Below are 21,325 nucleotides of genomic sequence, written 5' to 3' on the forward strand. Positions count from 1 at the left end.
ATCCATTTTCATTAAAAGAGGCTTCCTATCTATCGGAAGCCTCCATTCATAAGTTTTACTGAACCCTCATAGCCAAATCTCCAGTTTTTGCCCAGCCTACGCGAAGAATTACGAAATAAAGAGGAAGGGTAATCACAATTGGAAGAACCATACCTACTGCCACATAAATTAAGAATCCCTGCAAGCCTTGAGTGGCCATAATGCTGATTGGCGCAATTAAAGAATTCAATCCTAATCCAGCCAATTCATACGTTGCCGTGAATCCGAATCCTAATGTTGCAATCGGGGCACAAATGACGGCTGCTACAAAAGGTGGAATGATTAACAGCGGATTTTTCACCAAATTAGGGAATTGTACTTTTGGTGTAATGATCGATTGTGCAAGAAATCCCCCTAAATCATTTTGACGAAGAGACATCGCAGTAAATCCAACAAATTGGACCGTACACCCGATTAATGCAGCCGCACTTGATACTGGATCCATTTGTAATGCAATTGCTAAAGCTGCTGATGATGCTGGGGTCATCAGTAGGATGCTCCATACTAACGAGATAACCATTGGCGCTACTAAAGGTGAGCCTTGTACCGATGAAGTGATTTGGGCACTAATCCATTCTAGCATCGGAGTTGTAACTGCCGCCAAACCTACTCCAGCAATTCCTCCAACTAAAATTGCTGCAGCTGGAATGGCCACCATATCTAAAATTGTTTTTCCGTTAACCCGCTTCCCAACATATGTTGCCACTACCGCTGCTAATACTGCGCTGATTGGTTGTCCGGAAACAAGCACCATTCCAGCATCCGTTGCATGCAGCGCGTTCCCCCCAATCGTACTACAAACCATCGCACTAAAAATAACTAATGTGTTTCCACCTAACTGATAGGCAATTCCCGCTCCAAATGCCGGGGCTAACAATACCTTTGCCACTCCGCCAATTTGAACTAAGACATCCCAGCCAAATGCTTTTCCGATCGATTCTAACAACAATCCCATTCCTAACGTTACAAGGACTGCATTTGACATTCCTGCTGAGGCTTTATACATTCGTTCCATAAAATATTCTTTAGTCTTCATCATTTTCTACTCCTCTATTTAAAAATAATTATTAGCTAGATAAAAACAAAAAAGCCTGTCCAATAATGGATAGGCACCTTCAAGTCTTACAAACTGTTTAGCGCCTTGTTTTTAATAACAAAAACTGGACTAAACAATTCCCGTTATAATACAGAGGGATTATTTAATCCTAAGAGCATAATATGAGTATAATAATCAGTGCTGTATTTGTTTTGATCTTCATGTTATGCTCCTCCTAAACCGTTTAATAGTGTGTAGCTATAATATCATCAATATTCAGAATATGTAAATAATTTTTTTATTTCAGTTTTTATTAAAACGCTATCATCAAAATCAGAATGCAATCTTCATCTTTTCTTTCTGTAAAAAGTGATTATTATTCAAGAAAAATAAAATCAATATGAAGGCTATATGTAGATTTTTTTACTCAATTGAAGTTTTGTTAGATTATTTAACAAAAAAAAGAGTGGCGAACCACTCTAAATAATTTCGGTATTCTTTGTTTCTTTTCCAAAAAACAGAACTACTGCTGCCCCGATTAATACAGCAATACAAAAAATAGTAAAAATAGAGGGAATGGAGACATTTTGTGCTGTTAAATAAGGAACTAATAATGGTCCTAAGATTCCGCCAACTCTTCCAATCGCAGCTGCCATTCCTGCACCTGTCCCTCGAACCTTTGTAGAGTATTGTTCTGGTGTATAGGCATAAAGAGCTCCCCATGCACCTAAGTTAAAGAAGGATAAAAGAATTCCTGCTGTAAGAAGCATCGCTGTGCTTCCCGCTAACCCAAACATAAAGGCACTTCCTGCTGTCCCAATTAAAAATAGCACGAGTACAAACTTTCTTCCTGCTTTTTCAATTAAATAGGCTGCCAAAGCATATCCCGGTAATTGTGCTAGTGTCATAATTAATACATATTCAAAGCTTTTTATCATACTAAATCCTTGAGATACCATGACACTTGGAAGCCATAAAAACATTCCATAATAAGAGAAGACTACACAGAACCATAAAATCCATAAGGTTGCTGTTTGCTTCCGATTTTCCTTCGACCATACAGCTTGCAGGCTTTCCTTAATTGTCAGCTTTTTCTCTTTTTCTACTTTTAAGAATTTCGGTGAATCCGGTAAATGCAAACGTAAATATATAGCGTAAAAAGCTGGAAGAACGCTTATGATAAGTGCTGCCTGCCATCCATATTTTGGGATAACAAAGTAGGAAATTACTGCAGCGAGTAACCAGCCAAATGCCCAAAAACTTTCAAGTAAGACAACGACTCTGCCTCGTTTTTCCTTTGGAACACTTTCAGAAACAAGTGTAGATGCTACCGGCAGCTCCCCACCAAGTCCCATTCCAATGAAAAAACGTAGAATTAGAAAGATCGTTAAGGAAGTAGTAAAGGCAGAGAGCCCGCTGCCAATAGAAAAGAGTAATAATGTAATCATAAATACATGTTTTCTTCCGATTCTATCTGCCATTAATCCAAAAACAAGTGCACCGACAGCCATTCCTATTGAATTCATACTGCCAATCCAGCCCATCTCCTTGCCCGATAAACCCCAATCTGCTTGGAGAGCAGTAATAATAAATGAAAGCATTCCAACATCCATCGCATCAAACATCCACCCTAAGCCTGCGATACCAAGAATCTTTCTTTGAGATATTTCCTTTTTCATTGTAATCCTCCCATTTTCCCCTTAGGTTTCCACTGATAGGTGTAATTATGAAAACTAACTATTATAATAACACTTGTCATGACACTATTCATTACATTTCAAACATTTTTAGCAAAAATTGCGGTAAATAATGGATTATCCTCATTTAAATAATTCCAAAAAAAGCGTTAATTACTACTATATTCAAGATTTTTGAAAAATTTCTAAAAAAAAATGTTATCTTTCCCTTTACTTTCTTCCAAATAAGCATAAAATGATTGTTATGTTTTCTATTTTTAAATGTAAAGGGGAGTTTTAACTGTTGAGTGTTTCAACAAATAAAATACAAAATCAGTCTCTTTTTAATATATCTTGGCCACTGTTTATTGAACTTGCTTTACACATGGGTATGGGAGTAACTGCTACCTTAATGCTAAGCCATTATTCTGATAGCGCAGCTGCAGGTGTAGGAGTTGCCAATCAGCTTCTGGGAATTTTTATTCTAGTCTTTAATGTAACATCCATTGCTGCCATGATACTAATTGGGCAAAAACTTGGGGCTAATGAGCTTAACCTTGCTAGAAGGTTTGCACGCTCTGCGGTTGGTTTAAACTTCTGGTTCGGAATAATTATTGCAGCCCTCGTTGTTATCTTCGGTGAACATTTATTACAACTTTTCGATATTCGCGGTGAAGTATTAGAATATGGATTAATATTTGTTCGTATATGTGGTGCGTCCCTCTTCTTAGAATCTCTCTCACTTGCACTTAGTGCCATATTAAGAAGTCACGGCTTTACAAAAGAATCCATGATTGTTAGTGTTTTGATGAATGTAATTAGCGTAACCGGTTATGCCATTAGTATTCTTGGTGTTTTTGGTTTACCTATTACAGGTGTCATTGGTGTTTCTTGGACTATCGTTATAGCCCGTACATTTGCTGTACTTGTTTTGCTTTATCTTGTTTATAAGAGAATTGCTTTAACTTTTTCCATTAAGGATTTCATCAAAGTCAATAAACAAGATATTCGAGATATGCTCTATATCGGCATTCCTTCTGCGGGAGAAAATTTATCGTATCAATTTTCTCAGCTTATGATTACTGCAATGGTTGCTTCTTTAGGAGATGCCTCCTTAGCAGCCAGAGTTTATATTAGTAATATTTCCATGATCTGCTACTTATTTACATTAGCAATTGCTGAAGGTACTCAGCTCCTGGTTGCACGTTATATCGGCGGGAAGCAGTTTGACCGTGCATTGAAACGAGGCATTAAAACACTTAGACTGGCCATGGTCGTTTCATTAGCGGCAGCTCTTGTAATGGCATTAATCGGTCAGCCAATATTAGAGCTATTTACAGATAACTATGAAATTATTGCTATCGGGCTACCTATTCTCTGGGCAGTGGTCTTTACAGAACCAGGAAGAGCAATGAATATTGTCTTAATGAGTTCCTTAAAGTCCTCCGGTGATGTTCGCTTTCCTGTCATTATTGGTATTATCTCCATGTGGGGAATTGCCGTTACGTTGAGCTATGCTCTCGGAATTACATTAGGGTTGGGACTTCTTGGTATCTGGTTGGCTCAAGGGATAGATGAATGGTTTAGAGGAATATTTGCCTTCAGACGCTGGAAGACAAAACCTTGGGAACGAGTGAAAGTTAATCGTTCGATTGCATAAAACTATTTTGGAAAGGTCTATGTAAAAGAGTGTTTTACATAGACCTTTTTTTGGTTTGGCTGATAATTAGTGTTTTTCGCGAATTTTCTCTTCTTTTTCGCGAATTTCTCAAGTGTTTTCACGAATACCTTCCCTCTTTTCGCGAATATCCCCCCAATAATTCATATTATCCCCTTCTCCTACTTTTTCCCTAATTATTGAAAATTACAAACTAATCATTGAAAAGCGCTTTCATTCCATTTATAATATCACTAAACCGGTTTACTAAATCGTTTTATGAGAGGTGAGATATAAATGTCTACTATATATATCCCTTTAAATTCCTTTTTTGATAAAAAAATAGCAACGAAAGATTTACTTCAAGCCATTTCAATTATTGAAAAATCAAATGCCTCCGGAATTGAAATTAGGAGAGAATTATTACATGAAGAGGAGTTGCTAACAACCTTACAACATATACAGCCTATTCTCCAGCAAGCTAACTTATTTACCGTTTACTCTGCTCCTATTCCAATCTGGAACAATGCTGGGGCTGTAAATGAGCAAGCACTTCATACTATCTTGGAAGAGAGCGAGATTCTCTCAGCAAAATGGGTTAAGCTACCCTTGGGACATTATCTGGAGAATAAATCAGATCTACACGACTTATGGAAAATTATCCACAACTACCCTTCTCTTTCATTATTAGTGGAAAATGATCAAACAAGGGAAGGGGGGAAAATCCAGCCGTTAGCATCCTTTTTTGAAAACGCTTCTAATTTAAGGATGCCAATCAAAATGACATTTGATATAGGCAATTGGACCATTCAGGAGGAAGATGCATTGGCAGCATTCCAAATTTTCCAGCCTTATATTTTTTATTTTCATTTAAAACATGTATTTAAACAAGGCAAGCATTTTTTTACCGAGCCCTTGCCACTTGACCCAAATGCTGATTGGCGAAAAATGGATCATTTGATTCCAGCTGCCATTCCGAGAGCATTGGAGTTTTCCTTGGAGAGATCAATGGTGGAGATTAATAAATTTATAGATATTGTCCATTCAAATCAAAGGAGGGAAAAATTACATGCACTCAATTGATGTCATTACATTCGGCGAAGCCATGGCGATGTTTATAGCCGACTCTTGCGGCCCACTACATGAGGTACAGCATTATACAATGGAACTGGCAGGGGCGGAAACAAATGTAGCAATCGGCTTAGCTAAATTAGGATATAAAGCTAGCTTTGTAAGTAAAGTTGGTGCTGATGCCTTTGGAAAATTCATTATGGAAAACCTCCAAAAGAATCAAGTTGATGTAGAAAAAATCATGACAGATGCATATTTCCCAACCGGATTTCAATTAAAATCACGGGTAACCAAAGGTGATCCAGAAGTCCAATATTTCCGAAAAGGCTCTGCTGCAAGCCATCTAGCTATTGCTGATCTTGATGAAGATTATTTTCAGAAGGCAAAGCATCTGCATATGACTGGTATTCCATTAGCGCTTTCCTTGGAAACTAGAGACTTTGCTCAGCATGCTTTATCATTTTTTAAAAAGCAGTGTAAAAAGGTTTCTTTCGATCCAAATTTGAGACCAAAACTTTGGAATTCAGAAAAGGAAATGGTAGATACCATCAATTTCTTCGCGAAACAAGCGAACTATGTGTTACCAGGAGTAGAGGAAGGCATCAAACTAACGGGCTATCAAACGCCTGCCGATATTGCTTCCTATTATTTAGACGCTGGCGTAGAATTAGTTATCATCAAACTTGGCGCGCGAGGTGCCTATTATAAATCCCCTACAGAAGAAGGAACCATCTATGGCTACCCTGTAGCAAAGGTGATTGATACAGTTGGTGCAGGTGACGGCTTTGCTGTTGGAGTAATAAGTGGGTTCTTAGAAGGTCTTCCTGTAGAGGAATCTGTGCAGCGCGGAAATGCAATTGGCGCGTTAGCTGTACAATCGCTGGGTGACAATACTGGCTACCCGGATAAACAAGAACTTAGGCAGTTTATAAACAATCATTCTCAAAGGAGTGTACGTATATGAATACCCTTTCTAAAAAAAGATGGATTCGTCTTATCCCGATTGTTTTTATTACTTATAGCTTAGCTTATTTAGACAGAGCAAATTATAGTTTTGGAGCTGCTGGCGGCTTAGCTGAGGATTTAAATATTACTGCGGCTACCTCTTCTCTACTTGGTGCATTATTCTTTTTAGGCTATTTCTTCTTTCAAATTCCAGGTGCTCATTACGCAGAGAATAAGAGTGCAAAAAAGCTAGTATTTTGGGCATTAATCCTTTGGGGTTTCTTAGCAACAGCTACTGGTCTTATTTCAAATGTGAACGTTTTATTCGTCATACGCTTTAGCTTAGGGGTAGTAGAAAGTGCTGTTATGCCTGCGATGCTAGTATTTCTAAGTCATTGGTTTACAAAAGCAGAGCGTTCTCGAGCAAATACATTCCTCATTCTAGGAAATCCGGCAACTGTTTTATGGATGAGTATTGTATCTGGTTATATTCTTGAATCACTCGGTTGGAGATGGATGTTTATATTAGAAGGTTTACCTGCCGTGATTTGGGCATTTTTATGGTGGAAACTCGTCAATGATCATCCAAAAGATGCAAAATGGCTTAACAGCGACGAAAAGGCTGCCATTCATCAATCATTGCTGGACGAACAAAAGGAACTTAAACCAGTTAAGGACTATCGTGAAGCATTTAAGTCAAAGACTGTTATTCTGCTCAGTCTTCAATATGCGCTTTGGAGCATTGGCGTATACGGTTTTGTGATGTGGCTTCCTACTATTATTAATTCAGCCCCAAATGCAAGTATTGTAACAACGGGCTGGCTCGCATCAATTCCTTATGTATTAGCATGTGTGTTAATGTTAGCGGTTTCTTACTTCTCAGATAAATTTCAAAATCGCAAACTATTTGTCTATCCATTCCTCTTAATTGGGGCAATTTGCTTCTACGGCTCCTATTTAATTGGCACAAGTAATTTCTGGTTATCCTTTATTCTCCTTTCTATTGCAGGAGGAGCAATGTATGCACCTTATGGTCCGTTCTTTGCGATTATTCCAGAAATCCTTCCTAGAAACGTCTCTGGTGGGGCAATGGCATTAATCAATAGTATGGGAGCATTAGGCTCTTTTGCTGGAGCCTATATCGTTGGCTATTTAAATGATTTAACTGGTGGTTTTGGAGCTTCTTATAATTTCATGGCAATTTCCTTATTATTGTCAGCTATTTTAACAATTATTGCTACAAAAAAGGAAAAGAAGGTATTAGGAAAATTAGCACAGCAACCATTGCATGAGTAATTTTTAAGCGTTTTCCTCTTTCGCTTTCTTGTAACGATAGATTGTTTTATACTAGAAAAAGAATCTATTAAAGTAGCGAGAGAGGAAAACAAATGGCGAAAGTAACCATGGCGGATGTAGCGAAATATGCAGGTGTTTCTAAAAGCACCGTTTCACAATATATCAACAAGCGTTATGAATATATGGGAGAAGACACAAGGGAAAAAATCAAAAGTGCCATTGAACAACTAGGTTATCATCCCAATTATATTGCACGCAGCCTTAAGCAAAAGAAAACTTCTATGATTGGAATTATTGTAGCCGATATTGTTCATCGTTTTTCGACAGAAATCTGCCGTTCTATTGAAGATTACTGCTTCGAGCATGATTATCAGGCAATCATCTGCAACGCTGACAACAATCCCAAAAAGGAACGAACATATATCGAAACATTGCGTGCCAAACAGGTAGATGGTCTGATTATTTTTCCTACAGGGCAAAACACCGATATTTATGCCAAAATGATAGAGGAAGATTATCCCGTTGTTTTTATGGATCGAGATATTCCGGAAATAAATGCTTCTTTTATTTTATCCACAAATATAGAATCAAGCTATCATGCAATCAAATTATTTTTGGAAAATGGCCACAAGAATATTGCTATTTTGACACAGCCATTAACTATCTCAACAAGAAAAGAACGAATTGAAGGCTATAAGAAAGCATTGCTAGAAAACTCTATAGACATATGCGAAGACTATATTATCAGCTCAGAAATAGAAAATGTGAAAACTGAATTACATCACCTATTTCAGAAAAAGAACCCGCCCACTGCTATCCTGGCAGGTAATGATTTAGTATTCTTAGAGACTTTAGCATTTTTACAGGAAAAGAAACTGCGTATTCCTGAAGATGTATCCCTAATTGTTTTTGATAATTTTCCTTTTGCACATCTTTCCAATCCTCCAATGACGATGATTGCACAGCCTGCCTTTGAAATGGGAAAAAAGGCTACGGAAATATTATTAAAACAAGTTAACAAGGAACATTTTAAAGTAGAAAAAATTATTTATCCTTGTGAATTAATTGTTAGACCATCCTCCATAAAGAAAATATAAAAAATCGATCGGAGAAGCGTTCCTTCTATATGAGCAGAATGACGCTTCTATACTGTTCCATTATTCTATTAAAAATTTTTACTGTTTAAATAAACCGGTTTAGTATTGAAAGAAAGGACGGTTAACAATGATCATTCAATTAGCTTTGGACCGATTAACTATTTCGGAAGCAATTCGTATAGCCCAGTTAGTAGAAGCTGATATTGACTGGATTGAAGTTGGGACCTCTCTAATCAAGGAATTTGGAATAGACAGCGTCCGCCAAATGAGAAAAGCATTTCCCCATAAAAAGATCCTTGCTGACACGAAAACAATGGATAATGCGAAATATGAAGCAGAGATTAGCTTTGCTGCCGGGGCAGATATCATCACGGTTATGGGAACAGCCCCAAAAGTAACCATTGAGACATGTATGGAAGTAGCAAAAAAGAAGCAAAAAAAAGTAATGATTGATTTATTAAACACTTCCAGAGAACAAATGATATCACTTGCCACGATTAAGGATGCTATTTTTTGCTACCATATAAGTAAGGATGAGCAAGAACTAAATGGGAAAAGCGAATGGGAAACCGGCACTGCCTATCTAACCCCAATTGCAGCGGCAGGCGGAATTACTATCGATTCCATCCCACAGCTTCAAACAAACGGCATTGATATAGCCATTATCGGATCCGCTATTACGAAGGCTGCCGATCCAGCAAAGGCGGCAAGACAATTTAATCAGGAGGTATTGTCCAATGAGTAAGCTTACAGCTATTCAACAGGAAATCCAAGACGTTTTGTCACAAGTCGATGAGAACTTATTAATTGATACAGCAGCATTAATTAGAGAAAAAAGGAGAATTTTTGTCGTGGGAGAAGGACGATCTGGGCTCATGGCCAAATCCTTTGCCATGAGATTAATGCATTTAGGAGCAACCGTTTATGTAGTGGGCGAGACAATTACTCCTTCTATTTCTTCTGAAGATATATTAGTCGCGATTTCTGGTTCTGGGAAAACAAAGTCTGTTATTTGGACAGCTGAAACTGCTCATAAACTAGGATGCACTGTGTTAGTCTTAACTACTGACCCTAGCTCTCCACTTGTGGAAGAGGCAACCCATACAATCTGCATTCCGGCAAGCACGAAATATCGGCAGGCAAATGAGATGAAGTCTATCCAGCCCTTAGGCTCATTATTTGATCAGTGTGCCCATATTGTCTTTGATACCATTTGTCTAAATTTTGCTGAGCTAAATGAGATTGGATTTGAGGAAGCCTTTAAGAGACATAGCAATATGGAATAATAATGCTTGATAAATACCCGTAGAAGCGAGTGACTGAGTTTACGTGCTCCTAAGCGGGTATTTTGTGCCTCTTTTGAAGAGCATATCGGCTGTTTTTATCATAAAAGAACAATCCTCTTATTTTCACTGCTATTGTTTATCCTCGCCAAAACACAAATTGACAATTACTAAAATGGTTAAATCACTCTACTCTTCTAGAATAGTCGATCCTCGAACAATAAGCTTCGGCTCAAAAATATGTTTGCCTTGATTTTTGTTCCGTTCATTAATTTTTTTTAGGAGCATGCGTGCACAAGCCTCTCCCATTTCCATTAAGGGCTGCTTAATTGTGGTAATTTTTGGTGAGGAGATTCTATCTAGAAAGACGCCATCAAACCCAGTTACTGCGTAGTCTTCTGGCACACTTTTCCCCTTCTTCTGAATAGCACGAATTACTCCTGTTGCAATGCGATCTGAGGCGCAAACAAACCCAAATTTACCATCGTTCTTTGATAGGAATTCAGAAACCTTTGCCTCGGCTGCTCTTGAACTATTTGCTACTCTTATAATTTTTCCTTCTATAGCATTCTCTGAAATTGCATCTAGGTACCCTGCCTCGCGAAGTTGCCCAAAAGGCTCTTTCTCATCAATTCCGATAAAAATTAGCTGCTTATATCCTTGGTCTAAAATATGTTTAGTCGTAACATATGTCCCTTTTTTGTTATCCACATCGACAAAATCAAATCCATGCAAATTCTCTCCAAATAATACAACCGGAATTGTTAACTTTTCAATAAAAGCATAGTCAGATTCGCGCATACCCGTAACAATGATGCCATCACACTTTCCTATATTAAGTGATGTCCTTGTTACTAGCTGTAAGGAATAATGGTTCTTATCCAGCTCCCTGCTCATTCCCGTTAATAAATTCATATAATAAGGTTCAACCGTGTCCATTTCTTCTAAAATAAGTAATTTAATCACTTGTGTTCGATTATTAACCAATGCTCTTGCCGCATAGTTAGGAACATAATTTAATTCTTCCATTGCTTTATATACAAGCTGTTTTAATTCATCTGTTACTTGCTCTGGATGATTTAACACTCTTGAAACTGTCATCTTTGAGACATTTGCTTTTTTTGCCACATCTGAAAGTGTTGCCAATGGAACTCCCCCAGTATTAAATTTAGATTTCTCTATTCATTAGATTACTAATTATTGAAAGCGATTTATTATACTACTTCATTTATTCTACAACAAATAATTATTCACTATTATATTTAAACTAAACTTTTTTATAATTATGCTTGATAAATAACGAAAATGGGTTGATAATAGAGGGGTGCAAACGTTTTCCTTTTATCTTTTTATATTATAATTGTTTTTTGCTAGATACTCAACTCTTTAATAATGCAAACGCTTGCGTAGAAAGGGAGATTTTATGTTAAAAGAAGCTATTTATCATCGGCCTGGCAATAATTTTTCTTATATTTATAAAGACGATCTAGTCCACATCCGTCTCCAGACAAAAAAAGCAGAAATGGAATCTGTTCAGCTTATTTTTGGAGACCCTTACATTTTTGTAAATCAAGCTTGGCAATACGAAAAAGCTCCCATGAAAAAAAGTGGCAGCACAGAGCTTTATGATTATTGGTTTATTGAAATAAAGCCTGAGTATCGACGCTTACGCTATGGATTTGAGCTTTCATCTGAAAAGGAGACACTTATCTATACAGAAAAAGGATTTTATGAAGCAATTCCAACAGACGATACTGCCTATTATTTTTGTATCCCTTTTGTGCATAAAGAGGATTCTTTTCATGCTCCCGACTGGGTAAGAGATACGGTTTGGTATCAAATTTTCCCAGAACGTTTTGCCAACGGGAATCCTATGCTTAATCCTGCTGATACGCTCGAATGGGGAAGTACAGAGCCTACCCCTACCAATTTTTTTGGTGGCGATTTTCAAGGTGTTATCGATCATGTTGATCATTTAGTTGATTTAGGAGTTAATGGTGTTTATTTCACTCCAATATTTAAAGCTTACTCTAATCATAAATACGATACGATTGACTATATGGAAATCGATCCCCAGTTTGGCGATAAACAGACGTTTCAAAAAATGGTAGATGTTCTTCATGATCATGGGATTCGGATTATGTTAGATGCTGTTTTTAATCACAGTGGCTATTTCTTCCCTCAATGGCAAGATGTCATGGAGAAGGGGCAGGAATCTATCTATAAAGATTGGTTCCATATTCGTGAATTCCCAATTCAAACAGCACCAATTCCAAACTATGATACTTTTGCCTTTACCCCGTTTATGCCAAAGCTAAACACAAGCCATCCAGAAGTAAAAGAATATTTATTAGAGGTTGGCCGATATTGGGTAAGAGAATTTGCCATCGATGGCTGGAGGCTGGACGTTGCCAATGAAGTAGATCATCCATTTTGGAGAGATTTCCGCACAGAGGTGAAAGCATTGAAGCCCGATGTGTATATTCTCGGAGAAATATGGCATGACTCTATGCCTTGGTTGCAAGGAGACCAGTTTGATGCTGTTATGAATTATCCGTTCACAACAGGTGCCGTAAATTTCTTTGCGAAGGATTCGATTACTTCGACAGAATTCAAACATACGATTACCAATGTCCTTCATATGTATCCAAATAGTGTTAATGAAGTATCTTTTAATCTATTAGATAGTCATGATACGCCTCGTATTTTGACCCTTGCAAATAATCGAAAGGATAGAGTGAAACTACTCTATTTATTCCTTTTATCTTTCACAGGAACACCTTGTATCTACTACGGCGATGAAATAGGGATGGATGGCCCACAGGATCCAGGCTGCAGAAAGTGTATGGTGTGGGAAAAAGAGAAGCAAGATCTTGACTTATTTGCCCATATTCAAAAATTAATTTCACTTCGTAAAAACCATCCGGCATTTGGTAACAAAGGATCATTTATTTTCTTGGATTCCAATAATAATAATATTACAATGTACCAAAAAACATACAAAGAGGAACATATTATTTTCTCTATTAATAACACAGATCAAGAACAAACTTTCACGATTCCCGTTGAGTATATCGATAATAAAAATGTTCAAGATCTCTATCATGATAAAGAGATTATTTGGGACCTAGAAAAAGAATTAACATTGTCTCCAGGTGCGTTTTCAATTTTACAATTCAAGGTGAAAAGCTAACACCAACCTCTTTTAAAAAGCGGATTCCTTCTGCGCTATGCAAAGGGAATACGCTTTTTGTTATTGTTATTAACTTGGCTGGGACTTATATGTGTTGAATATCATTTTTTCTGGCTTTTATCGCTCACATGAACGCCACTTTTTCCGACTCTCCCTCTTTTTCTGGCTTTCATCTCTCTTAGAATGCTACTTTTATCCCCTCTCCCCAAAACAGCACTTTCCCCAGCCAATAAAAAAGAACAGAGCATACAATACACTCCATTCCCTCTCACTCTATTATTCTCCTAATTTCTCTCTTAGCCGTTCAAGGGTTATTTCTGCGGTACTTCCGACTTGCCAATCTGCTAATTTCATGCGGTCAGGGGTGCCAACACCAACTGCAAACATATTTGCTCCCTTTATTGCTTGAATGCCAGCTTCCGCATCTTCCACTCCCACACATTCACGCACTTGTAATTGCAGCTGCTCTGCTGCTTTTACAAAGATTTCTGGATCAGGCTTCCCTTTTTTTAATTTTCCGGGATCGACGATGGTATCAAAAAAGTTTGTTACTTCTAATCGATCTAATATCACTGGACCATTTTTACTTGCAGAAGCAAGGCCAAGCTGTAAGCCGGCTTCTTTGCATTCTACCAAGAAGTCTTTTATCCCTGGCAATAAATCATGAGGGGTAATTTCTTTAATTAGCTCTTGATAATAGGTATTTTTATCGTGTGCCAGCTCTTCCACTTGCGCTTCAGAGAATTGCCCGCGAATTCCCCCATGATCTAGTATTTTATATAAAGAGTCCATGCGGCTAACACCTTTTAATTCTTCATTAAACTCACGATCAAAAGGAACTCCAATGGCCTCAGCTGTTTTCTTCCACGCTAAATAATGATATTCTGCAGTGTCTGTAATAACACCGTCTAAATCAAAGATAATTCCTTTTAACATATTAATTGGCCTCCCTATATAAAAGGAGCCGTGCTTGCTTTATTCTAGCGCTCTTCTCTAGCAATAGAATACAATCAATCAGCGGCTCCCTTCTTCTAACTAGTTATTTCTTTCCAACAAACTCTTTTTCTAGTAAAATATCTTTTCCATATAACTGCATCTTTAGCGAACTCCCGGATAGAAGTTCTAATTTCACTTCCTCTGAAGTCGTTGTGACCCGAATTAATCGATTCCGATAATTGATTGTAAAGGTGTAGCTATTCCATCCTTTCGGAACAAATGGTGCAAAGGAAAGAGTTCCTGCTGCTGTGCGCATTCCAGCAAAGCCATGGACAATAGCCAGCCAGCTTCCTGACATACTAGTTATATGCAATCCATCTTCTGTATCGTTATTATAATTATCAAGGTCTAATCTTGCCGTGCGCTGATACATCTCATATGCCTTTTCCTCCAGCCCGATCTCTGCTGCTAAAATAGAATGGACGCAAGGGGAAAGACTTGATTCATGGACAGTCATTGGCTCATAAAAATCAAAGTTGCGCTTTTTCTCTTCTAAGCTAAATTCATGATTTAAGAAATACATCCCTTGTAAAACATCTGCCTGCTTAATGAAACAAGAACGTAAGATTTTATCCCAAGACCAATTTTGATTAAGTGGTCTCTCTTCTTTTAAAAGGGTATCTACGGTTCTTAAGTCTTTATCAAGGAATGTATCGTGCTGAACAAAGATTCCCAATTCCTCATCTACTGGGAAATACATCTTGTCAATGATTTCTTGCCATTTTGCTAATTCACTTTTGCCAATATTTAAATCTATTTTTCTTTTTGAAGTTGTTTTTTCAAGTAATTCTAAAGTATATCTTAATGTCCACGTCGCAATCTTATTCGTATACCAATTGTTATTCACGTTATTCTCATATTCATTTGGTCCTGTTACTCCATGTATCATGTATTGATCATTTTTTTTCGAATAATGTACGCGATCTGCCCAAAAGCGACTGATTCCGACTAACACATCTAATCCTTCATTTAGTGCATAGGTTTCGTCACCTGTGTACGTTGTGTAATTAAAAATGGCGTGGGCAATGGCACCGTTACGATGAATTTCTTCAAAGGTAATCTCCCACTCATTATGGCATTCTACCCCTGTGAAGGTTACCATCGGATATAATGCACCTTTCAGTCCCTGCTGTTTGGCATTATGCTCCGCACCTGGCAGCTGTTGGCGACGATAGCGTAATAGCTGCTCTGTTACTTTAGGCTCTGCTACTGCCAAATACATTGGAACGATATATGCTTCTGTATCCCAGTAGGTTGCTCCACCATATTTTTCTCCTGTAAAACCTTTTGGCCCTACATTGAGACGCGCATCGTCCCCATAGTACGTAGAGAATAATTGGAAAATATTGAATCGGATCCCCTGCTGTGCTTCTTCATCCCCATCAATTTGAACATCCGCCTTTTCCCAGCGGGCTGCCCATGCAGCAATATGTTCTTCTTTTAAGGAATCATATCCTTTTTCTTTCGCTTGTTTTGCTAACAAGTCAGAAACAGCCCCTAATCTTTCTTCTTCCCAATCGCGAGAGGTCGAAACTGCCACATATTTCTGGAGGTGGATTGTATCTCCTTGTTTAAGCTTATTGTTATATGCATTAGCAACATACATTGGCTTTTCATTGTAAGAAGTTACTTCTAGATGATTAATGGTATTTGCCATCGAAGCAGATACTGCAAATCTTGGTGTTCCAAAAGGATTATCAACCGTTTTCATTATTAGATTGGCAGCATTAGCTTCTACTTTTCTGCCAGTCTCTTCCCAGAATTTTTCTTCATAGTTGGAATCTTCATTAGTCACATCACCATCTAAATATGGAACCAATTCAATCTTATGCGCTCCTGTTAGCGTTGTTACCTTTATATCTATTGCACAAACTTCTTTTGCAACAATACTTAAAAAGCGTTCAAACTCAAACTTGATTTGACTTTCTCCTTTTTGGAGGATGAAGCTTCTTCTTAAAACGCCTTCCTTCATATCGAGCTCTAGGTGAAAATCAATAATGTTTTCCTTATACAAATCTACTTTGGTACCGTCTACATAAATATCTACACCAATGAAGTTCAGCGCATTGATCACTTTGCCAAAATATTGAGGATAGCCATTTTTCCACCAGCCAACCCTTGTTTTATCAGGAAACCATACACCTGCAATATACGTACCTTGATGGAAATCCCCTGAGTATCCTTCTTCAAAGTTACCACGCATCCCCATATAACCATTTCCGATGGAGGTTAGACTTTCCTGCAGTCGCTTTTCTTTTTTTTCCAACTTATTTGATATTAATTTCCAGCTGTTTATTTCGAAAAGACGCTTATTTGTCATAATCTTCTCTCCCTATGCTTTATCTGAATCTATCTTTAGTCTTTTTTCTTTAAATCCTGTTCTAAAAAAAGCAAATGCAATCATTAATACCGTTCCAAGTCCTTGTATCATGATGAAGGTTGCAACATCAAATTGAATAAATCCATAGATTACAGCTAATATGGTTGGTAGTCCTGCTGCATTCAGGACAATGGTTGCTGCCTCTTTAAAGGTTCTTATATCGGTAATATTGGATTTCTTTGTCAGCCATAATACGAGTGACATAAATAGAAATTGCACTACATTCATCGCTGTATAAACACCTGCTAGTAATAGTAACAGGATTGGCAGAAGGTACGCTTTGTTCTGTACATACCATAATGTTCCGATATATTGCAGGACATCTTCCTTGTTTTCTATTTTGAAAGGATATTTCTCCTCATTCATTGGGTAATACAATTGAAACCCAAACCCATTTTCTTCGGCAATTACAGCATAGTCTTCTTTAAAAACAACGGCATTTGCATATCCTTTAATACCAATTGTCTGATCTTCTCCAGTCATCTGATATTTATTGTCCTTATCAATCGCAATCACATTTCCGCCTGTCTCTTCTGCATATTGACTGTCTATTCCCACTAACTTGCCGTTTTTCACTTGTTTTGAAGACAATGACTTAGCAAAATCATCTGTAATTAATTCAGCTGTTTGTGGAAACAAAAACTCAAATGGGAAATTTGTTAGTTTTGCCATTTGAATAGAGGTTGGCATCATCATACATGCAATTAAGAAAATAAAAAGGAAAATCATTTTCGGCCATGTTAATAGATTCTTACCCTTAAATACATTTGTCGGTGTAATAATAGACTTGAAATATTGCATCAAAAATGGTTCCGACTTCTTCATTGTAATCCCACTCTCTTACTTTAAAATTCTTTGTTGTTTTCTTTCTATCCTAAGACGTCCGCGCCACTACTAGCAGACGTCTCTAACATTTCTTCAGTTGGTCACCGATTAGCCTTTTGATCCGCCGCTAGTTAAACCAGATACAAAGTTCTTTTGCAGGAAGAAGAATAAGACAACAATTGGTAATGCTGCGAGAACCGCTCCTGCCGCAAATAGCGCTACCTTTTGTTCACGCGGGTTGGAAATTAATGTTTGTAATCCAACAGCCAATGTTAATAATTCGTTGGAGCGTAATAAAAACTTAGATAATAAGAAATCATTAAATGGTGTCATAAATGCCCATAAAGCTTGAACGGCAAGCATTGGGCGCACTAATGGTAAGTTAATTTGTACAAAGATTCTTAAATGACCTGCTCCATCAATTCTTGCACTTTCGTCAAATTCACGCGGTATGGTATCAAAATACCCTTTCATTAACCATACGTTCATCGGGATACCACCACCGATATAGATTAATGACAGCAGCCAATAAGAATCAATTGCTCCAAGTACTGTTGCTAGTACGTAATAAGCAGTTAATGCTGCCATTGTTGGAACCATTTGAATAACAAGGAAGAAAATTAAGCTATATTTTCTTCCAACAAAGCGATAGCGGCTGAATACATATCCAGAAAGAGTGACCAATGTTACTTGCACAACCATTACTGCAACCGCAATAATAATCGTATTTTTATACCAGCTTAAATAATTCGTTTCACTAAAAAGTCTTTGGAAATTATCAAGTCCCCAGTTTGCATCCAATTTCAATGTAAATGCCGCCATATTAGTAGCTTGAAAGGCACTTGATGCCGTTACTAATAATGGGTAAATGATTACTATTGATAGGATTCCAAGAAAACCATATGTTAATATTCTATTGATAAGTCGCGATGCTTTCATGCTCATCCTACATCATCTCCTCATTGCCAAAAGCATTTGTTTTCTTAAATGTTATGAGTGATACTGCAATTACAATTGCGGAAATAATCAATGTTACCGCTGCTGCAACTGCATATTGCGGTGCTTGCCCTGTTGTTAATTTATAAATCCACGAAATGAGGATATCTGTCGATCCTGCATTCCATCCAATACTTCCTGGACCACCTTCATTAAACAAGTAGATGATAGAGAAGTTGTTAAAGTTAAATGTATACTGTGTGATCATAACTGGCGCTGTTGCAAAAAGGATCATCGGTAATGTGATATTGCGGAATTGCTGCAAAGCAGTTGCTCCATCAAGGTTTGCTGCTTCATATAAATCATCTGAAATAGATTGCAATACTCCTGTTACCATTACAAAAATATATGGGAATCCAAGCCAGCCTTGAATCATAATAAGTGCTGTTTTTGTCCAAGTCGCATCTGTCTTCCAAGAAATTGCCGGTATATCAATGAATGGAAGATGATTGATCAATGGGATTACTTGTGCGTTAATGGCACCGATACTGTCATTAAACATATTAGAGAATCCCATGATCGAAATAAATGCTGGTACAGCCCATGGCAATAAGAAAAGAATTCGGAAAAATGCTTTCCCTTTTACATGCTTCTGATGTAGCACTACAGCAGCAATAACACCAAGAACGATTTGTAAAGTGGTTGCCCCAAATGTCCAAATTAATGTCCAAACAAGGATTTTCATAAATGTTGCACGATAAGAACTTAAGAAAAAGATGTTGGTAAAGTTCTCAAAACCAATCCAATCAATCAGCTTAAATGGCGGTATATGTTGAAAATCATAGTTTGTAAATGCTATAAATAATGTCACTAATACCGGAAAAATAATGATAAAAGCCATTAAAATATAAGACGGGAATGTAAAGATGTAAGGGAATCCTTGCTCCCAAAGATTTTTCAATATATCAACCGTCTTCGTATTGATTTTTTCTCCTCTATCTCTTAATGCCCCTATTTTACGAGCATCATAAATGTTTAGTATATAGAAGAAGAGAAAGATAACAGTTAAAATTAACTGTAATGTTCCTTTAATCATTAGGAATAACGAGTGATCATCACGAGGTATACTTCCTAATGTTATTAAGCCTTCCAAAGCCTGAAATCCAGTTAATGCCATCTCTATTGCAAAAACCAAGAAGAGAGCAAAAAATACTATTCCTTTGAATGCTTGTTTATTATAAAACTGACCTAACCCAGGAATAATGGATAACAGGGATGCTTTCTTTTTATGATTTGTTTCATTTCGACTCATTGTGGGCTATCCCCTTTCTATAAAATTGCATATTGTTGCATAATGGTAATTTATTGATTTACCAAAAGAAATCATCACTCGCCCAACTTCTTTTGATAAACCAACTCTTTTTGAAAGTGTTTTCAATGCAAACGATTGCGTTATGGAAAGACGAAATTTCTAATTATCAGTTATGACAATTAGAAATTTCGACTAAAAGGGAGTGGAATATCTCCCTTCCTTTAAGCTACCTTATTTATATTTTTGATCAATCGATTCTTTAATATTTTTCACTGTATCTTCTGCAGATTGTTCAGGTGTTTTCGCACCAGAAACTGCATCAAACATTAGATATTGTCCGCCATCCCACACTTCAGCCATTTGTTGAATATTAGGCATTGGAGAAGCGTTTTCAAAGTTTGCAATAACTGCTTGAGCTAATTCATTATCTGCTGGTACCGCTTTACGTGCAATTGTGTTTGCAGGAATTTCATTTGTAGCTTCAAAGAATTTTGTTGAATTATCAGCATTCCCAACATACTCTAACCATTTTGCAGCTAATTCCGGATCTTTCGCATAAGAAGAAGCTACCCACGCTTTTCCTCCACCAAATGCAGCGAATTTTTCACCATTTGGTAATGTAGGGATTGCACCAACTCCATAATTAACGCCAGCATCTTTAAAAGTAGCTGCCATCCATGGGCCATCAATAATTACAGCTGTTTTCCCAGTAGTAAACATTTCTGTGATAAAATCACCAGAACCGGTTACGTCCTGCATACCTTTAGGCCATTGATCATACCAAGTCTTTGCATATTTAATGGCATCGATTGTACCTTGATTGTTTAACCCAATGTCAGTTGGATCTGTTCCTTCACTTCCAAATGCATATCCGCCATATCCAGCAACTAATCCATAACTAAAATAGAAGTCCGTCCATTTTGCTAAGAAAGCTGTGTTCTTGCCAGACTCAGCTTCAAACGCATACTTGCTATCTTTTGTTAATGCTTCTACCTCTGAGAAATCTTTAGGCATTTCTTTAATTAAATCTTTATTATAGAACCCTACTAAAGTTTCGATAACAAATGGTGTTCCATATTGTTTGCCATCAAACGTTACTAGTTTTTCTTCCGTTTCTGTAATTCCTTCAGGCTGTGCTGTTACTTCAGCTAAATGCCCTTGACTTCCCATTGAACCAACACGGTCATATGGTGCGATAAAAACATCTGGACCAGTGCCTGCAGGACCATCTAGCGCTAATGCGTCAGCTTGATCTGTCATCGCCATTACGACAACTTTTACTTCAGCATTATTTTTAGATTCAAAATCGCCTTTGATACTATCAATATATTTTTTATACCCATCTCCATCTACTGACACTGTTAATGTTTGTTTTCCGTCAGAAGATCCGCCTTTTGAGCTTTCTTTCGTATCATTGCCGCCACAAGCGGTTAAAGAGAATGCAGTAAGTAACGCTACTCCTGACATTAATAGTTTTTTATAACTCTTCATGAAATTTTCCCTCCTTATTTATCTCACATTCTTATTGTAGATTTGAAACCGTTTTAATGCAATCGCTTTCTCAGTGTTACCGATAACAGAAT

General features: G+C 37.3%; 17 protein-coding genes. 8 read left to right on the plus strand and 9 right to left on the minus strand.

The window, feature by feature from the left end:
- Positions 1–55: 55 nt before the first annotated feature.
- Positions 56–1,075 (minus strand): PTS sugar transporter subunit IIC, encoded by a 1,020-nt coding sequence (locus C2I06_RS17410; protein WP_095329467.1) that lies wholly within the window; start codon positions 1,073–1,075, stop codon positions 56–58.
- A 479-nt stretch (positions 1,076–1,554) separates the two neighbouring features.
- Positions 1,555–2,754, minus strand: a complete 1,200-nt coding sequence (locus C2I06_RS17415) for an MFS transporter (RefSeq protein WP_095329466.1) — start codon at positions 2,752–2,754, stop codon at positions 1,555–1,557.
- Between the two features lie 301 nt (positions 2,755–3,055).
- On the opposite strand from C2I06_RS17415, the gene C2I06_RS17420 reads away from it, so the two are divergent.
- From C2I06_RS17420 to hxlB, 7 genes are all read left to right on the plus strand, one after another.
- Complete coding sequence (locus C2I06_RS17420; RefSeq protein WP_095329465.1) at positions 3,056–4,411, plus strand: MATE family efflux transporter; 1,356 nt, start codon at positions 3,056–3,058, stop codon at positions 4,409–4,411.
- 294 nt (positions 4,412–4,705) lie between these two features.
- A complete protein-coding gene (locus tag C2I06_RS17425) occupies positions 4,706–5,491 on the plus strand; it encodes a hypothetical protein (protein WP_123258530.1) in 786 nt (261 codons plus the stop codon).
- Positions 5,478–6,443 carry a sugar kinase gene (locus C2I06_RS17430; protein WP_095329463.1) on the plus strand — a complete coding sequence of 322 codons (966 nt, stop codon included), beginning with the start codon at positions 5,478–5,480 and terminating at the stop codon, positions 6,441–6,443. Before C2I06_RS17425 ends, C2I06_RS17430 begins: the two co-directional genes overlap by 14 nt.
- Complete coding sequence (locus tag C2I06_RS17435) at positions 6,440–7,720, plus strand: MFS transporter (RefSeq protein WP_123258531.1); 1,281 nt, start codon at positions 6,440–6,442, stop codon at positions 7,718–7,720. The genes C2I06_RS17430 and C2I06_RS17435 overlap by 4 nt, the downstream gene beginning before the upstream one ends.
- Before the next feature lie 92 nt (positions 7,721–7,812).
- A complete protein-coding gene (locus tag C2I06_RS17440; RefSeq protein WP_123258532.1) occupies positions 7,813–8,817 on the plus strand; it encodes a LacI family DNA-binding transcriptional regulator in 1,005 nt (334 codons plus the stop codon).
- A 127-nt stretch (positions 8,818–8,944) separates the two neighbouring features.
- Entirely contained in the window at positions 8,945–9,562 is a 618-nt protein-coding gene (gene hxlA / locus C2I06_RS17445; protein ID WP_095329460.1) for a 3-hexulose-6-phosphate synthase, read from the plus strand.
- The gene (gene hxlB / locus C2I06_RS17450) at positions 9,555–10,103 is read left to right on the plus strand and encodes a 6-phospho-3-hexuloisomerase (protein ID WP_095329459.1); all 549 of its coding nucleotides are present in this window, start codon (positions 9,555–9,557) and stop codon (positions 10,101–10,103) included. The genes hxlA and hxlB overlap by 8 nt, the downstream gene beginning before the upstream one ends.
- Positions 10,104–10,289: 186 nt before the next feature.
- Here the strand turns inward: hxlB and C2I06_RS17455 are convergent, their stop codons facing one another.
- Positions 10,290–11,246 carry a LacI family DNA-binding transcriptional regulator gene (locus tag C2I06_RS17455; RefSeq protein WP_095329458.1) on the minus strand — a complete coding sequence of 319 codons (957 nt, stop codon included), beginning with the start codon at positions 11,244–11,246 and terminating at the stop codon, positions 10,290–10,292.
- A 277-nt stretch (positions 11,247–11,523) separates the two neighbouring features.
- On the opposite strand from C2I06_RS17455, the gene C2I06_RS17460 reads away from it, so the two are divergent.
- A complete protein-coding gene (locus C2I06_RS17460; RefSeq protein ID WP_123258533.1) occupies positions 11,524–13,293 on the plus strand; it encodes an alpha-glycosidase in 1,770 nt (589 codons plus the stop codon).
- A 276-nt stretch (positions 13,294–13,569) separates the two neighbouring features.
- On the opposite strand, the gene pgmB is transcribed toward C2I06_RS17460, so the two are convergent.
- The 6 genes from pgmB to C2I06_RS17490 all read right to left on the minus strand — a co-directional run bounded on the left by pgmB (position 13,570) and on the right by C2I06_RS17490 (position 21,233).
- Positions 13,570–14,229, minus strand: coding sequence for a beta-phosphoglucomutase (gene pgmB / locus C2I06_RS17465; RefSeq protein ID WP_095329456.1), 660 nt, complete (start codon positions 14,227–14,229; stop codon positions 13,570–13,572).
- Between the two features lie 103 nt (positions 14,230–14,332).
- The gene (locus C2I06_RS17470; protein ID WP_123258534.1) at positions 14,333–16,609 is read right to left on the minus strand and encodes a glycoside hydrolase family 65 protein; all 2,277 of its coding nucleotides are present in this window, start codon (positions 16,607–16,609) and stop codon (positions 14,333–14,335) included.
- Between the two features lie 12 nt (positions 16,610–16,621).
- Positions 16,622–17,494, minus strand: coding sequence for a DUF1189 family protein (locus C2I06_RS17475; RefSeq protein WP_123258535.1), 873 nt, complete (start codon positions 17,492–17,494; stop codon positions 16,622–16,624).
- A gap of 108 nt (positions 17,495–17,602) precedes the next feature.
- A complete protein-coding gene (locus tag C2I06_RS17480; protein ID WP_047940863.1) occupies positions 17,603–18,439 on the minus strand; it encodes a sugar ABC transporter permease in 837 nt (278 codons plus the stop codon).
- 1 nt (position 18,440) lies between these two features.
- Positions 18,441–19,742 carry a sugar ABC transporter permease gene (locus tag C2I06_RS17485; RefSeq protein ID WP_123258536.1) on the minus strand — a complete coding sequence of 434 codons (1,302 nt, stop codon included), beginning with the start codon at positions 19,740–19,742 and terminating at the stop codon, positions 18,441–18,443.
- A 231-nt stretch (positions 19,743–19,973) separates the two neighbouring features.
- A complete protein-coding gene (locus tag C2I06_RS17490) occupies positions 19,974–21,233 on the minus strand; it encodes an extracellular solute-binding protein (protein WP_095329452.1) in 1,260 nt (419 codons plus the stop codon).
- Positions 21,234–21,325 lie beyond the last annotated feature (92 nt).

Source organism: Niallia circulans, from assembly GCF_003726095.1.
GTDB lineage: Bacteria > Bacillota > Bacilli > Bacillales > Cytobacillaceae > Niallia > Niallia circulans_A.